Genomic DNA, 15,814 nt, shown 5'->3' with positions numbered 1-15,814 from the left:
GTCCAGCAACGCCGGAATTCGAGCCGCGCAGACCCGCGGGCGACCGGTAGGTTTGTCCGCGTGGATCTTGAGGACACCGCCGCCCGGCTCGGAGTTCCCGTCGAGGAAGTCGACCGCGTGCACCGGCTCGCCGGTGACCGGCCGTCGGCTCCGCTGCCCGCCAAGGCCCACGCGCCCGCACTCCTCGACCGGCTCGCCGTGCGGCCGGACGACGCCGCCGAGATCATGGCGGGCTGGCCCGACCCCGGCTCTCCACTGTGGACGCCGGAGCTGCGCTGGCTGCTGGACCGTTCGATCGCCCTGGTCCGCGCCGATCTCGGCGGCCACGACTGGCTGCCGCCCGGCCCGGAGCTGCCGCGCGAACGGGGTCCGGCCTGGCGGCATCTCTACGTGTACACGTACCTGGCCCTGGTCGACGTCGTGACGACGTACCACCGCGACCACGGCATCGCCGACGCCGTGTCGTGGACAACCCTCGCGGACCTCGGCCGCAACCTCGCGATCGACCGGCGGATGCACCGCGAGGGCTGGCCAGTCATGCAAAGCTGGCTGACCCTGCACGCGCGTGGAGGCGTGTACGAACTCGGCCGGTTGCAGCACCAGCGCGGCGACACCGCCATCGCCCTGCACATTCCCGACTCGGGGCCGCTGATCCCGGAAGCGGTCACGGCGTCACTCGACGAAGCCCGCGCGTTCTTCCCTCGCCACTTCCCCGGCGAGCACTACACGGCGTTCTCCTGCGGCTCGTGGCTGCTCGACCCGCAACTGCGGGAGTACCTGCCCGCGGACTCCAACATCGTCCGGTTCCAGCAGCGGTTCGAACTGGAGCCCTACGAGGAGCCGGAGGGGCTGGACGCCGACGTCGAGGTGCTGCGGTTCGTGTTCCGCAGCCTGACCACCCCGCTCGACCGGCTACCGCGCAACACCGTGCTCCAGCGCGCGATCGTCGACCACCTGCGGGCCGGCGGTCACTGGCGCTGGCGCAGCGGTCGCCTTCCGATCTAGGCGCTCCCCTGCTCCGTGCGTTCGTGTGGCTGGATTTTCTCGACTTCAGCTGCGCTGCATAGGGGGTTGATTTTGGTCAACACTGAAACTATAGAGATAACCACGGCGGCCGCACAACGGGCCTGCCACAGCGCGGCGCCGTCACCACCACTGACGACGGCGGCCGCCCCCGTGGACATCTCCGCCGCGGTGACCCGCGGCCGCTGACTACACCCGCTCGGCCTCGACCGTCGTCACCGGCTGGCTACCGGGCTGCCGGCGGTCCTCGAACGTGATCGCGCACTTGCCGGCCAGCGCGACACCGGCACCGATCGTCGTGGCCACCGGAGCTGCCAGCGCCGCGACCACCCCAAGAGCCACCGGCACCTCCAGCAGCACGTCGTCCTTGCTGTCACGCACAACGACACGACGGTTGATGCCCTCGCTCACCAGCCCGCGAACGGCGTCGACCACGGAGTCGACGGCGGTACGGGTGGACTCGGGCTTGGATTCGCTCATGACTCTCCTCGAACTGCGGATATCCCCTGACGACTCCAGCCTGCCCACGGCCGGGCGCCCTGCCATCAGGGTTTCCCCCTGACCTCTGCCTGATTTACCCCTCAGGAAACCGGTCCAGGCGGTCACCAGGACACAGGAAGTGACTCGACGCCGTAGAACACGCCGACAGGCCGGTAGCGGACGTCCTCGACCCGAACGCGTCGGCCCCCGCCGCCCTTCAAAGTGATCTCGGCGGTGCGGGTCAGCTAGTACGATGTGACTGGTCAGCCGGATTTTATCGATCAACAAGCGCGTCACCGACGTGGGCGCACCAGCGGGTGTCAGGGGGGTTGTCGTGGCGAAAGCGCCTGCCAGGCCGCGGTCCGGTCCGGTGACGATCGCCGATGTCGCCGCGGCCGCCAGCGTGTCCAAGCAGACGGTCTCCAACGTCATGAACTATCCGGAGAAGGTGCGCACGGAGACGCGGGAACGTGTGCAGCGAGCCGTCGCGGAACTGGGGTTCCAACCGAACCGGATGGCACGGGCGCTGCGCTCCAGCACACCCGGCATGATCGCGTGCCGCATCGAGCCCGTCCCCTCCCACTCACTGGCCCATCTGCATGATCGTTTTCTGCACGCGCTGGCCGAGGCCGGGCAGGCGGTCGGCAGGCACCTGATGCTGTTCGCGGTGGACGACGCCGAGAGTGAAGCGGCCACCTGTGTCCGGCTCGTGCGGACCGGGTCGGTCGAGGGTGTCGTGCTGTACGACCTGGCTCCCGGCGACCCGCGGCCATCGATACTCCAGGACGCCGCTGTGCCGTTCGTGTGTTTCGGCCGATTCTCTGACGCTGCCGACGCGAACGGCTGGGTGGACGTCGACAACGCGGCAGGCGTCGGCGCCGTCGTCGACCACCTGGCGGACGGCGGCCATCAGAGGATCGGATTCCTCGGTTTCCCGGACGGCCATCGGGTCGGTGACGACCGCGCCGGCGGCTGGGTGACGGCGATGGACCGGCATGGCTTGCTGGCCGGCAGCCACCGCCTCGACGTGCGCGGCGAGGACACCTGGGTCAGCGGCGCGAAGATGGCGCGCGGCCTGGTCGACCGGGCCGATGCGCCGACCGCCCTGGTCGCGGCCTCCGACACGCTGGCGGCGGGTGCGCTGCAGGCCATCCGTGATCTCGGGCTGGTTCCCGGCCAGGACGTGGCCCTGGTGGGGTACGACGACACCCCGTCGGCGGAAGTTCTCGACCTGTCCAGCGTCCGCCAGCCGCTTTCCGAAGTGGGCCAACGGATCGTGGAAGCCCTGTGCCCGGTTGACGGTGCGGCGGTGCCGGTGGCGGAACTGCTGGCGCCGGAGCTGATCGTGCGTGGTTCCTCCCGACGCCGGGCTTGACCCAGGCATCTCCATCGTTCTCAGCCTGTCCGGACCGGCGTGTTGGATCGATCCACCGCCTGCGGACATCCAAGCTCAGAAGCGTGGCCGTTGAACGCGGATCTTCCAGCGTTGACAGCAGAAGAGAGCCTGTGGTTGGGTTCGCTGAGCTTGATTTTAACGATAAATATCGGGCCGTTCAGGCCCACGGCGGGGCGCGACCGGAAGGAAGGCCCGACATGAAGAGGCACAGCCGAAGGCGGCGCGGCTGGCTGGCCGCGACCGTCACCGCAGTTCTGGCTCTCGCCGGTGGCTCCCCGGTGTGGTATTCCACGGATGCGAAAGCCGCTGTCACCCAGCACGACAGCGCCTCGATCGGTTGGGAGGGCGACTACTACGGCGTCCTCACCCACAAGGACGGCAGCTTCGACATCCACTCGGGACCGAACACCACGGTCCGGTTCGGGATCTACAACAACCCCGAGCGACTGCAGTGGTTCAACGCCGGGGGCTACTACCCCGCCCTGACAACGCGGTTCGAGCGGGACAACAGCACCGTCACGATCACCAACTTCGGTGACAAGGTGACGATCGGCGGCCGGGACTTCGTCGCCGTGTACTCGCGGGTCGGCGTCACCAACCACGACACGGTCGCACACGTCCTGGACCCGGCGCCGACCGGCGGAACACTCGCGCTCAACCACCCGTCGACCACTGTCCAACCGGGACAGACCACCAACTTCGACTACGTGATCGCAGCCGACAGGTTCGGCCAGAGCTACGCCTGGCCCTCGGCCGGCGAACTGGTCGCCGCCGGTGGCTACGACGCCCACTACGCGCACATGACGTCCTATTGGGACGCCAAACTCGCCCAGATCGCGCAGATCGAGGTGCCCGACCCGCAGCTGGCCAACGCCTACCGGTCCGGTTACATCACCACGAACCTCGTCAAGGACGGCAACCGGCTCAACGTGGGCGAGAACGGCTACGACGCCATCTTCAACCACGACCTCGTCGGCATGCTGGTGCAACTGCTGGAGGCCGGCGACCTCAACCGGGCGAAGGACTACCTGCCGACGCTGATCTCCCGGGACGACCCCAACGACGTCACCCGGATGTACCCGGACGGAACGTGGAAGTACAACTGGCCTTGGGCGGTGTACCTGAGGAAGACCGGCGATGCCGCCTTCGTCCGGGAGCACTTCGCCACGATCAGGCAGACCGCCCACGCGATCGAGTCCGACGCCACCGGCCCCGGCGGCATCATGAAGGCCACCAAGGCGGTGGACGCCGAGGGCTACTGGACCGTCGACAACCAGTCGGCGCTGTTGGCCCTTCTCACCTACAAGTACATCGCCACCACCCTCGGCGAGACAGCCGAGGCGTCGTGGGCCGGCCGGATGTACGACAGGCTGCTGAACGCGGTCAACGCCAGGCTGAACAACACCATTTCGACCAACCGCCTGTCCTATCTGCCGTGTGCCATGGACGTTCCCAACAGCAGCGCGAACGTGTGCGGCCAGACCAACAACGGCAACTGGGCCTCGATGTTCCTGTTCGGCCGCTGGGCGTGGGACGGCCAGCTGTGGGGCAGCGACCCGGCGGGCCCGATGATCAACCTGATCGATGCCACCTACGACAACGGCTTCAGCCGTCTGTCGAACCTGCCCAAGCACACCTTCGGTGGCTACCCCGGCGTGAGCAGCGCCTACAACGCCGGTTACGGCTCAGCCGGCCTGGCTTCCTCCCGGTACCGCTCGGAGGGGATCCACGGCTACCAGTACCTCGTCCAGAACGCCCAGAGTGCTCCCTTTTCCTGGTGGGAAGGAATCCAGTCCGTCGGAACGAGCAACTGGTCCCCCGGCACCCACAGCACCGCGGGCACCGGCTCCAGCCCGCACATGTGGGGGCAGGCCAACGCCTCCAAGGTGCTGCTGGACTCGTTGGTCGCCGAGAAGCTCGACGCGACGGTGATCGTCGGCCGCGGTCTGCCGAACCAATGGCTTCGTGACGGCGCCACCACCAGTGTCGGCAACTACCCCATCGCCGGCGGCAAGCGCATGGGTGCGACGATCACCGCTTCCGGAGCGAACGTCAGCCTTACCCTGACCGGCGCCGCTCCCGCCGGCGGCGTGCGGTTCGAAGTGCCGGCCTTCATCGGAAACATCGCCAGGGCCAGCGCCGGCACCGTCGACAGCGCCAAGGGAATCGTCACGCTCCCTCCCGGTACCGGGTCGGTCACGGTCACCCTCGCCCGGCCGCCGGTGTTCACCGAGAAGGGCGGCCTCGACCTGCAGGGTTACTGCATCTCGATCGGCGCGGCGAACGGAGTCACCCTCGCGGGAACGACCGCCTACGACTGGCGCTGCGTCACCGGCACCGGCGCGCGGGTGGTCATGGACATGGATGATGCCTGCCAGCGCCAGAACCCGCACGAGCAGGCCATTTTCTCCCGGACCGTCTCCGTCGCCGATCCCTACAGCTGGAAGTGTCTCGTCTAGGTTCCGAGCTCGCCAGAGATGTGCCGGTCGCCGCTGGAGGTGACCGGCACATCCGCGTTCGCACCTTGCCAGCCCGGCCCGAGTCTCGTCCACTATGGACCGTCCGGCCAACTGAGACGGACGGGGACCACCGAACGGAGCAGCGAGTCGTGCGGGCCGCGCTTCCCCGTCATACCCTCGAACCACGCGACAGCCGGTTCATCGCGCGCGGATGGATGTCCTGCTGTACAGCGGGATCGCCGACCGCCGCATCGGATCTCCACCAGAGCCCCGGCGAGGATATGACATGTCCACAGAGTCCCTGCGGATGGCCGCGATCCTGCTGATCGTGGTGCCTACCATCGAGTACGGCGGGTACTCGTTGCTGCGCATGATCAGCAAACGAACGCCCGGCTACCTCGACAACCCGGTGAGGCGTCACCTGTTCCGCGCCGGCCACGCGCACGCCGGTGTGTGGGTCATCTTCGCGCTGGTCGCACTGCTCTACGTCGATCGGGCGAATCTCTCCGACACCGCGAAGACGATCGTCCGTGTGGGCTTCGCCGCGGGTCCCATCCTCACCCCGCTCGGGTTCTTCCTGGCCGTGGTCTCGCCCAAGGCGGAGAAGCCGAACAAGATGATCGTCTTCACGTACCTGGGGGCGGCCGCTCTAGCCGTCGCGACGGTGTGGCTGGGTATCGGGCTGCTGCAGGCCTGAGTTCAGCTTCTCCCACTGGCCGAGGCGGCGCAGTGCTCGCAGCGCCGCGTCGCCCAGCACCGTGTCGACTACGAGACCTTCGACCACGTCGGTGGCCTCCCGGTGGTCGAGCGCGTGCGTCACGTCGGCTTCGGCGATGTGCCGGCACGCGTCGGCGTAGGTGTCCAGCGAGTCAATGAAGTGCTCGTGTCCCAGGGCGCGCGCGGTCGCCAGGACGGTGACGAGTGAACGCACCGCGGGGTTGTCCTCGTCGTAGTTCCATCCTTGCCGCGCCAGGAACTCCCGCGTCTCGCGTTCCGCCACCTCGTCATGGCCGGCCGCCGGTTCCGTCGTGATGCCGTGTTGCACCAGGCGCAGCAACTCCCGCCGCGGCTCTTCTGCCTCGTCCACGGCGTTGAGCACCTCGCACACGGTCGAGACCGGCAGTCCCCCGACGTCGATCAACGCGCGGACGAGCCTGAGCCTGCGCAGGTGGCCCTCGTCGTACCGCGCCTGGTTCGCGGACGTCAGCTCGCCCGCGGGCAGCAGGCCCTCGCGCAGGTAGTACTTGATCGTCGACACGGGGACGCCGCTGCACGAGCTGAGTTCGCCGATGCGCATGCGGTCACCTCGCCCCGGCGGGAACGCGGCTGGGCATCTTCCACAGCAGCAGCGCGCCGCCGACAAAGAAGATGAGGGTGGACATCATCGCCGGCCGATACGAACCGGTGAGCTGCCCGATGGCGGCGAACGCCAGTGGGCCGAGCATGAAGCTGGCGCGTTCGAAGACGCTGAACAGCGAGAAGAAGCGCGCCTCCTGGCCGACCGGGATCAGCTTGCTGAACAGCGACCGGGACAACGCGATCGTGCCGCCCATGACCAGGCCGACACCGCAGGACAGCGCCGCGTAGCCGAAGGTGGCGCCGTGCGGCACGAAGAAGCCGATGCAGATCAACACCGACCAGCAGGCGAGGCTGACCAGTATCGCTTCACGGGTGCCGAGCCGCACCGCCAGCTTGCCGTGCAGCCAGGCGCCGAGCGCGCCGACGAACTGGACGGCGACCAGGATCGGCACCAGTGCGTCCTGGGTGAGGCCGATCTCGCGTTCGCCGTACTGCGACGCCACCGCGTTCACGGTGTTGATGCCCGCCGTGTAGACGAAGAACGCGGTGAGGAACCGCAGGATGATCGGATGCCGGGCCATGCTCCGCGCGGTGCCGGCCAGGGAGATCGAGTCCTGGCCAGCGGTCCACCCCGGCCGGCGTACCGGGTCGAACCGGCGCAGCACCCGCAGCGGCCGGATCGCGAAGAGCGCCCACCACACGCCCGAGATCAGGAAGCAGAGCCGCACCGCCCCCGCCTCGTCGAGCCCGATGCCGTCGTGCCCCAGGTAGATCACCAGTTGCAGCACGAGGATGCTGCCCGCGCCGAGGTAGCCGAAACCGGTACCGCGCGCGGCGACCGCGTCGCGTTCCGAGCCGGTGGCGATCCACGGCAGGTAGGAGTTGTAGATGACCTGGGCCCCACCGAACCCGGCGTTCGCGATCACGAACAGCAGGGAGCCCGACAGCCAGTGGGGAGCCGAGACGAGCGCGAGCCCCGCGGTACCACCCACTCCCATGACGACACACGCCAGCAGGACCGCCGACCACCTGCCGGTGCGGTCCGCCAGCAGTCCCACCAGGGGCAGTGCCAGCAGTTGCACCGCTGTCCCGACGACCAGGAGATAGCCCCACAACGATCCGGCCGGGAACGGCACGCCGAACAGGCTGACGTCGCACGCCACCAGTGCGGAGCCGGCGCACGTCTGACCACCGGACCTGGCCGCGGACTCGGCGACGCCGGTGAGGTAGACGGCGAGGAACACGGTGAGGATCGGTGTGGGATAGGCCGAACTGGCCCAGTCGTACTGGTACCAGGCGCGTTGGTCGTTGCGGTTCACGTGTTCCCCTGGGAAACGAAGGACTCGGCGGACGACGGGCTCAGCGAGGGCTCAGGCCGCGCGGCAACACCTGGACCATCCGGTACAGCAGGCGGTACCTCAGGCCGGCGACCGAGCGGGTGTGCCGTCTGGCGAGGTCGGCGAGCGCCTGGTCGACCACCTGGTCCGCGCTGAGCCACCAGTTCGACGACGCGCCGGGACTGTCGTTGCCGGAGCGCCGGTGCAGTTCGGTGCGAGTCCATCCAGGACAGACCGCCACGACGGACACATGGCGGTCCTTCAGCTCGGCGGCGATCCGCTCGGACAGCGTGACGACGAAGGACTTCGCGGCCGTGTACGCCGCGCCGTTGCGACCGGGCATCAACGCGCCGAAGCTCGCCACGTTGATCAAGGCGCCGTGATCGCGTTCGACCATTCCCTCGAGGGCCGCGCGGCTCAACCGGAAGACCGCGGTGGCGCCGAGGTCGTACTGCGCCTGGAGCACGTCCAGATCGGCTTCCCAGAAGCGGCCCACCGCCCCGATTCCCGCGTTGTTGACCAGGAGGTCGACCGGCGCGCTCCGATCACGCAACCGATCCTCGACCTTGGCCAGCGCGACCGGGTCGGTGAGGTCGGCTTCGAGCACCTCGTGCTCCAGGCCGTGCCGGTCCTCCAGTTCGGCCGCCAGTGCGCGGAGCGTCTTCTCGAACCGCGCGACCAGCACCAGCCGGTGACCGTCCGCCGCGAGTCTCCTGGCGAACGCCTCCCCGATGCCCGCGGTCGGCCCCGTCACCAGTGCGGTGGAACGTTGCGCGGTGGACATGACCCGTTCCTCCTGTGTCGTCGCTATGCGGTCTGTTGGTGGTGAACCGGCGGTAGGTCCTGGTCCTGCTCCAGGAGTTCGCGCAACCGGTGCATGATCCGGTTCCTGGTGGGGCCGATGGATCCGCGCGGGATGTTCAGGCGCGCGCTGATCTCGTCGTAGGTGGGAGCCGGGTCGCGGATCAGGAGTCGCACCAGTGCCTGGTGGTGTCCCGGCAACTGGAGCAACGCGGCGCGCACCCGCCGGTGGTCCGCTCTCGCCACGGCAACCTCCTCCGGTCCCGAGCCGCACGGCTCGCGGACGTCGCAGCCGAGGTCGGGGACCAGGACGTGATGAGCGGAGAACTGCAGGTGCTTGATGCTCTCCCGCTTCGCCACCGTGACGATCCACGTGCGCAGCCGTTCAGGCCGGCGAATCGAGTCGATCCCCGTGAAGACCTGAATCCATGTCGATTGACACACGTCTTCGCAATCACCCGCCGGCAGACCGAACGACTTGGCGACGGTCCAGACGACGGGCGTGAACTCCTCGACCACGGAACGCCATGCCTGTTGCCGTCCCCGACGACAGTCGCGGACGAGAACCGACACTTCGTCCCCCACCGGAAGATGGGATTCCCGGCGTTGCACCCGTGAAACCGCGCTTGTCACTCCGCATCACCCGCTCGAAGATCGGAAGCCTGTCGCCCTAGACGGTCGCAGACGCGCTTAATGCCTTCCTAATGCCCGACTAAGCGTCTCAATTGGCGAGCACGGATGGTGATTGACGCAGGTCAAGACTTCGTTTGCCACAATGCGGAAAATAATATTCGCAAGATTAGCGGAGACAGCGAATCGGAATTCTCTAGAGTGAGCACCTGTCAACGATGACGGGAACGAGCTGACGGCGCTCCACGCGTTTGGTTGCCCGGCGGCAATTTTCCGGTAGTAGCGGCGATCTGACGCGGGTCGACGGACGGAGAACGTGAATGAGACTTCGCCTTCTCGGGCCGGTGGAGATCGTCACCACCAAGGGATCGGTGTTCACGGTGGGCGCGCCGAAGCGGAGATCGGTCCTCGCGGCGCTCGCGCTGACGCCCAACCAGTTGCTGGACACCGACAGCCTCATCGACCGGGTCTGGGGTGAGGCCCCGCCCGCGCACGCGCGCACCGCGCTGCAGGGGCACATCTCCGCGCTGCGCAAGGTGCTCACCGGGCCGGCCAGGCTGAAGCGAAGGGCGTCCGGTTACGAGCTGGTCACCGAGCCGGACGCGGTGGACGTCGAGCTGTTCGACCGGCTGCTCGCCGACGCGAAACACCAGCCCGACCACGACGCCGTCACCACGCTGCGGCAGGCCCTCCGCCTGTGGCGCGGCCCGGCGCTGGCAGGCACCGCGAACAGCCTCTTCCTCAGCGCCGCGGCCACGCGGCTCACCGACAGCAAGCTGCACGCCGTCGAGGACCTCGCCGCGCGCCTGCTCCGCCTCGGCCGGGCGGACGACGCGAGCGCCCTGCTCGACGAACACGTGTCCGAACACCCGTTACGGGAGGAACTCGCCGCACTCGCCGTGCGGGCGCTACATGCCACGGGACGCCGTTCGGAAGCCTTCGGCGTGTACCAACGCACGCAGCGCGCGTTGGCGTCCGATCTCGGCGTCACACCTTCGGAGGGGCTGCGCCGCGAACGCGAGGCGCTCGTCGCCGGTCACTCCCCGGCCGCCGCACCCGCGCTCGCGGCCGGGCCCGTGCCCGCCCAGCTGCCGCCGCGCAGCGCCGGGTTCACCGGTCGCGACGCCGAGCTCGACCTGCTGCGGGGCAGCGATCGCCGGATCGTCGTCGTGAGCGGTCAGGCCGGTGTCGGCAAGACGACCCTCGCACTGCACCACGCACACCGGCTCAGCGGCGACTACCCCGACGGGCAGCTCTTCGCCGACCTGCGCGGCTACGACGAGCGGGAGCCGCGGCCGCCCGAGGACGTGCTCGGCGGGTTCCTGCACGCGCTGGGGGTCAGGGAGGCCGAGGTCCCCGCGAACCTCGACGAGCGCTCCGCGCTGTACCGGTCGCTGATGGCGGGACGCAGGATGCTGGTGGTGCTGGACAACACCCGCGACGCCGAGCAGATCCGCCCGCTGCTGCCGGGCGCTCCCGAATGCCTCACCGTCGTGACCGGCCGTGGCCAGCTGGAGAGCCTGGTCGCACTGGAGGGCGCGGCGCACCTCGGTCTCGACGTGCTCACCCCGCGCGCCGCGCTCGACGTCATCGCGGGCGTGATCGGTGCCCGCCGGGTCGCCGCCGAGCACGCCGCCGCACGCACGCTGGTCGGGCTGTGCGACCACCTGCCACTCGCGCTGCGGATCGTCGGTGCGCGGCTGGCGACGCACCCGAACTGGCAGATCCAGCGAGTGGTCGACGATCTCGCCGACGAGCAGCGGAGGGTCTCCGAGCTCGTGACGCCGGACCGCGCCGTCGGTGCTTCCCTCGCGCTGAGCGTACGGGCGCTGCCGCCCCGTTCGCGGCGGGCGTTCCGGCTGCTCGGCGTGCATCCCGGCCCGGACGTCGACCAGATCGCCGCGGCGGCGCTGTTCGGCACCGACCTGCGGAAGGCACGCCGTTACCTCGACGAGTTCGCCGAGGCGCACCTGGTGGTCGAAACGGTTCCCGGCCGGTACAGCAGGCACGACCTGGTACGCCTCTACACGACCCAGCTGGTGCGCGGCGATCCGGAATGCGCGGCCGCGCAACGACGGCTCATCGACTACTTCCTGCACACCGTCGGAGTCGCCCGGCTGATGCTCGAACCCCATCCCCCGCTGTTCGACGGGCCGGTCGAGCACCCGCCCGAGGTGGTGCCGCCGTCCCGCTCGGCCACCGACATCCTCACGTGGGTCGATGCCGAGGAACGCAACATCCGCGCGCTGGTGAAGACGGCGGCCCGGTACGGCGAGCACGACCGCGCGTGGCGGCTGGCCTACCGCACCGGCGTCCTGCACTACCGGTGCAGCAACAAGGCCTGGTGGCTCGAGATCCTCCAGCCCGGTCTCGAGTCGGCCCGCGAGCTGGGCGACCGCCGCGCCGAGCGGCTGCTGACCAGCAACATGGGACTGGCTCTCGCCGAGCTCGGCCGGCACGAGGAGGCAGTCGCCACGATGGAGGAGGCGCTCGTGATCGCCCGCGAGCTCGGCGACCGGCAGGCCGAGTCGACGGTGCTCAACAACATCGGCGAGAGCCACCTGCTGACCGGCCGGATCGACGAGGCGCGCGACTGCCTGGAACGCGCCGTGGCCATCGTCCGCGAGATCGGCGAGCCGTACCTGGAGGCCAAGTGGGTGAGCAACCTCAGCCGGGCCGCGGCGCAGCAGGGGGCCACCTCCGACGCGATGGCCTACGTCGACCGGGCTTTCGCGTTGCTGGCGGACATGCCGCTCTGCGACGCGCACGTCCTGGCGCACGCCCGGCGCGGCCTGGTGCTGGAGAAGCTGAACCGCCCGGCGGAGGCGCTCACGCAGTACCAGCGCGCCCTGGCGATCGCTCGTCAGCTCGGCGACCGGCGCTACGAGGAGCAGCAACTGCACCGGGTGGCCCGGATGGTCGCCCTGACGGACGGGCCGGAGGCGGCCGCCGGCTACCTCGACCAGTCGCTCGTGCTGCGCACCCGGCTCGGCCTGTCCCGGACCGACGAGTCCCCCGGCGAGGCGACCACCGGCCACCGGATCCACTGATCACCGCCGCACCAGCCACCGCGCCGCCGAGCTGTTCACCCAGCGTTCCGGCAACAGGCCCGCCAGCAGCCCGGACCCGCGACCGGAGACCACCCTGCGGTTGGCCACGTCCCGCAGGGCCCGCCGGACCACGTCGTCGACGGCCGCACCGGCCACCTGGCACCGGCGCCGGCCGAGGCACAACGCCATGACGTGCACCTGCGTGCCGCGCAGCGCGGCGGCCAGGTCCTCCGACAAGGAGCGGACGAACGCGTCCTGCACGGTGCACCGCGCCCGCCACGGGGCCTGGCCGTCGGTACCGGACACGTTGATCACCGCGCCCCTGCGCCTGCGGACCATGCCGTCCAGCGCGGCCGTCGTCAGCCGCAGCACCGTCGTGGCGTTGCGTTCGAACTGCGCCTGCAGCCGATGCGCGGGTGTCGACCAGGCACTGGTGGCCGGACCTCCCGCCGCGGTGTTCACCAGCAGGTCCACCGGCATGCGGTCCTCGTCCCGCAGCCGGTCCTCCACGAGCGAGCGGCCCCTGGCTTCGGCCAGGTTCACCACCATCACCTCGACGGTGATGTCGTGCCGGTCGGCCAGTTCGCCCGCCAACCGGCCGAGCTCCCTCTCGTCGTCTCCGGCCAGGACCAGGTCGTGCCCCCTGGCGCCGAGCACGCGGGCGAAGGCCGAGCCGATTCCCTCGGACGGGTCGGTGACCAGTGCGGTCGCCATGGTGTCCTCCTTCGTCGCCCGGACGGGCTCACGTGATCAGGACGGACACGGCGACCTCGGCGAGCACGGCCGCGGTGAACACCGCCGGTAGCTGCCGGGGAATCGGCCTGCGGCGGAAGAACACGACGAGCACGGCGACACCGAGCAGCGTCATCAGGCCACCTTTGATCATCATCTTGACCGGGTCGTGGTGGTCGCCGGTGACGATCCCGGTGACGACGAGTCCGAAGCCGGACAGCGTGACGATCAGGACGCTCCACGCCCACATCGGGATCAGCCGCCCGCCGGGCGCGACGCGCCGTTGCACGAAGTACGCGGCGATGAACCCGGCCATACCGAGCAGGTGCCCCATTACCAGCACCGATTGCACGATCTGCATGTCCGCCTCCGGTTCTCGGGGTCAACGGGCCGCGGACACCGCGGTCGTCCGGACGAGGCCTCCACCGCACTGCTCCCCCACCGGCGGGTCGGTGTCCCGCCAGTGCGCGCGGCGCCTGCACACGGCCAGCACCTTGCGCTCCAGCGCGATCTGCCTGGTCATCTGGGGAACGGACAGGTAGAACCTGCTGTCGGGTGCGCGCAGCCGCGCGAGGTCGGTGCTGATGGGACGGTCGGCACGGTCCTGCGCCCGCACCGCGTCCGCGAGCAGCTCCGCGTTGCGTGCCAGCATCGGTCCAGCTCCGCCGCGCAGCTGGACGAGGCCGAAGAGGTAGAGCCCGGCCATCCGCTCGGGCACCATGCCGCACACGCGGCGCGGGATGCCGTTGTCCCACTCGAACATGCCGTGGTCGAGGAACGGGAAGCTCACCCGGTACCCGGTGGCCCAGACGATCCCGTCGAACTCCTCGGCACGGCCGTCCACGAACCGGACGGTGCGGCCGTCGAACCGCTCGATGTCCGGGCGGTACCGCACGGCGCCGTGCCGCAGTGCGTAGAGCAGCTGGCTGTTGATGGTGACCTGCTCGGAGAAGAGCTTGTGGTCCGGCGCGGGCATGCCGTAGCGGCTGAACGGGCCGTTGACGACCCTCAGCGCGATCGAGCTCATCGTCCGCTGCAGCCAGGCGGGCATCCACGGGCTGTTCAGGTCGGTGACCGGTTTGCCGAACAGCGTCTTCGGGATGAAGTGGTGCGTGCGGCGCATCGAGATCCAGGCGGTGCCGAAGGTCCGGCTCGCCTCCACGGCCAGATCGCAGCCCGACACGCCCGCGCCGACCACCAGTACACGCGGCCCGGTCAGGTCCTCGGGGCGCTGGTAGTCCTTGACGTGGATCTGGGCGCCGGTGAACGTGCCCGGCTTGTCCGGCACGAACTTGTCCCAGTGGTGTCCGTTCGCGACGACGACCCCGGCGTAGTGCCTGGTCTGCTCCTCGCCGCCGGGGCCGCGGCAGGTGACGAGCCAGCCGCCGGTGCCGTCGCCCGCGCCCGCCGGCACCACCGACGAGACCTCGTGGCGGAACCGGATGTGGCGGCGCAGGCCGAACTCGTCGGCGTAGTCGCGCAGGTAGTCCCGCAGCTGGGTCCAGTGCGGGAAGTCCGGAAGGCTGGAGGGCAGCGGGTGCTCCGGGAAGCCCGTGCTGTTGCGGGAGGTGATGAGGTAGGTGGAGTCGTAGACGCCGTCCAGCCAGTTGCCGCCCACGTCCGGCCTGGCCTCGTACACGTGCACGTCGATGCCTCGCTTGAGCAGGGCGCGGGTCGCCGCGAGTCCGGCGAATCCGGCGCCGATGACGCACTGCGTCCCTCGTGCCACTGCGTTCTCCTGTCGTCTTCGGCGCGGGCGCGGCTCAGGCGGCCGCACGCAGCGCGGTGGCCAGTTGTGCGCGTTTCGGTGACGGCAGCACGCCGAGGCACGCGCCGAACGTCTGGTCGGTGATCTGCTGGGCTCGTCGCCAGCGCTCGGGCAGGTCGGTGCGATCACGCAGGCGTGCGCGCACGGGTTCCACGTCCTGCTCGCGCCACCCCGTCTGGCGCAGGCGGTCCGGTCCGGAGTCGGGATCGGTGAACACCGCGTCCACCACGCCGAGGCCGCACGACCTCAGCGCGGCGAAGTGCAGTCCCCCGCGCAGCTCGCGGGCGACCATCAACGCATGGGCGAGCCGCCCCGGTGCGTCGTCGGGCCTCGGTGCCCGCCGCCAGCCCGCGAAGAGCGCGAGTCCGCTGCCGTCGGCTTCGTCCACCACGGTGAACAGCAGGTCGGCGACCCGGTCCGGCTCCGCGACCGCGGCGAGGTGATGGCGCCCCCATTCCCAGCATCCGGCCGTGTACGCCTCGACGGCCCGCCCCGCGGAGAGTTCGTTCGATGTCAGTGCGATCTCGACCAGCCAGGCGGGGAAGATCCCGAACAGCTCGGCCACCACGGCCGGGGGTGGGTCCCCGAGGACGGCCGACCGGCCGCGGAAGTACAGCGAGCGGGCGGGCACCTGAAGAAGGCGTTCCTGGGTCGCGAGCTCGGGCGCGACCATGAAGCGGCCACCGCGGTGCACGAGCACCTCACGGGTCGTGCGCGCGCACTCCTGCGCATCCACGTCGTGGTCCTTTCCTCGATCACGGTGACGAACCAATGAGGAAGACGGCTCGGCGGCGAACGAGGAGATGCGAATCCGAGCATAGCGCAATATCGCGACGGGA

14 protein-coding genes are annotated in these 15,814 nt (G+C 69.7%); 5 read left to right on the top strand and 9 right to left on the bottom strand.

Going from position 1 to position 15,814, the window contains the following annotated elements; genetic code table 11:
- Positions 1-60 precede the first annotated feature (60 nt).
- On the top strand, positions 61-1,005 hold the full coding sequence (locus ACRSBM_RS16145) for an acyltransferase domain-containing protein (protein ID WP_434444212.1): 945 nt from the start codon (positions 61-63) through the stop codon (positions 1,003-1,005).
- Positions 1,006-1,212: 207 nt separating this feature from the next.
- On the opposite strand, the gene ACRSBM_RS16140 is transcribed toward ACRSBM_RS16145, so the two are convergent.
- Positions 1,213-1,503, bottom strand: coding sequence for a DUF4342 domain-containing protein (locus ACRSBM_RS16140; RefSeq protein ID WP_434444211.1), 291 nt, complete (start codon positions 1,501-1,503; stop codon positions 1,213-1,215).
- Between the two features lie 334 nt (positions 1,504-1,837).
- Here ACRSBM_RS16140 and ACRSBM_RS16135 point away from each other — a divergent pair, with 334 nt between their 5' ends.
- From ACRSBM_RS16135 to ACRSBM_RS16125, 3 genes are all read left to right on the top strand, one after another.
- On the top strand, positions 1,838-2,878 hold the full coding sequence (locus tag ACRSBM_RS16135; RefSeq protein ID WP_434444210.1) for a LacI family DNA-binding transcriptional regulator: 1,041 nt from the start codon (positions 1,838-1,840) through the stop codon (positions 2,876-2,878).
- Between the two features lie 218 nt (positions 2,879-3,096).
- Positions 3,097-5,358: a hypothetical protein gene (locus ACRSBM_RS16130; protein ID WP_434444209.1), complete on the top strand. Its 2,262-nt coding sequence runs from the start codon at positions 3,097-3,099 to the stop codon at positions 5,356-5,358.
- Positions 5,359-5,644: 286 nt separating this feature from the next.
- Entirely contained in the window at positions 5,645-6,055 is a 411-nt protein-coding gene (locus ACRSBM_RS16125; RefSeq protein ID WP_434444208.1) for a hypothetical protein, read from the top strand.
- Here ACRSBM_RS16125 and ACRSBM_RS16120 read toward each other — a convergent pair.
- The 4 genes from ACRSBM_RS16120 to ACRSBM_RS16105 are packed head-to-tail and all read right to left on the bottom strand — an operon-like array spanning position 6,008 to position 9,380.
- Positions 6,008-6,655, bottom strand: a complete 648-nt coding sequence (locus ACRSBM_RS16120) for a MerR family transcriptional regulator (protein WP_434444207.1) — start codon at positions 6,653-6,655, stop codon at positions 6,008-6,010. The genes ACRSBM_RS16125 and ACRSBM_RS16120 overlap by 48 nt on opposite strands.
- A 4-nt stretch (positions 6,656-6,659) precedes the next feature.
- On the bottom strand, positions 6,660-7,976 hold the full coding sequence (locus ACRSBM_RS16115; protein ID WP_434444206.1) for an MFS transporter: 1,317 nt from the start codon (positions 7,974-7,976) through the stop codon (positions 6,660-6,662).
- 40 nt (positions 7,977-8,016) lie between these two features.
- Positions 8,017-8,778, bottom strand: a complete 762-nt coding sequence (locus ACRSBM_RS16110; RefSeq protein ID WP_434444205.1) for an SDR family NAD(P)-dependent oxidoreductase — start codon at positions 8,776-8,778, stop codon at positions 8,017-8,019.
- Between the two features lie 23 nt (positions 8,779-8,801).
- On the bottom strand, positions 8,802-9,380 hold the full coding sequence (locus ACRSBM_RS16105; protein ID WP_434444204.1) for an RNA polymerase sigma factor: 579 nt from the start codon (positions 9,378-9,380) through the stop codon (positions 8,802-8,804).
- A 365-nt stretch (positions 9,381-9,745) separates the two neighbouring features.
- On the opposite strand from ACRSBM_RS16105, the gene ACRSBM_RS16100 reads away from it, so the two are divergent.
- Positions 9,746-12,475, top strand: coding sequence for a BTAD domain-containing putative transcriptional regulator (locus ACRSBM_RS16100; RefSeq protein WP_434444203.1), 2,730 nt, complete (start codon positions 9,746-9,748; stop codon positions 12,473-12,475).
- Here the strand turns inward: ACRSBM_RS16100 and ACRSBM_RS16095 are convergent, their stop codons facing one another.
- Genes ACRSBM_RS16095 through ACRSBM_RS16080 form a run of 4 tightly spaced genes read right to left on the bottom strand, consistent with a single transcriptional unit; the run spans position 12,476 to position 15,711 of the window.
- Entirely contained in the window at positions 12,476-13,189 is a 714-nt protein-coding gene (locus ACRSBM_RS16095) for an SDR family NAD(P)-dependent oxidoreductase (protein WP_434444202.1), read from the bottom strand.
- A 28-nt stretch (positions 13,190-13,217) separates the two neighbouring features.
- On the bottom strand, positions 13,218-13,568 hold the full coding sequence (locus ACRSBM_RS16090; protein ID WP_434444201.1) for a hypothetical protein: 351 nt from the start codon (positions 13,566-13,568) through the stop codon (positions 13,218-13,220).
- Between the two features lie 21 nt (positions 13,569-13,589).
- Positions 13,590-14,936 carry a flavin-containing monooxygenase gene (locus tag ACRSBM_RS16085; RefSeq protein ID WP_434444200.1) on the bottom strand — a complete coding sequence of 449 codons (1,347 nt, stop codon included), beginning with the start codon at positions 14,934-14,936 and terminating at the stop codon, positions 13,590-13,592.
- A gap of 34 nt (positions 14,937-14,970) precedes the next feature.
- Positions 14,971-15,711, bottom strand: coding sequence for an SCO6745 family protein (locus ACRSBM_RS16080; protein ID WP_434444199.1), 741 nt, complete (start codon positions 15,709-15,711; stop codon positions 14,971-14,973).
- Between the last annotated feature and the right edge of the window lie 103 nt (positions 15,712-15,814).

This window comes from Lentzea xerophila (genome assembly GCF_051094245.1).
Classification (GTDB): Bacteria; Actinomycetota; Actinomycetes; order Mycobacteriales; family Pseudonocardiaceae; genus Lentzea; species Lentzea xerophila.
This window is presented reverse-complemented; position numbering and strand designations above follow the sequence as displayed.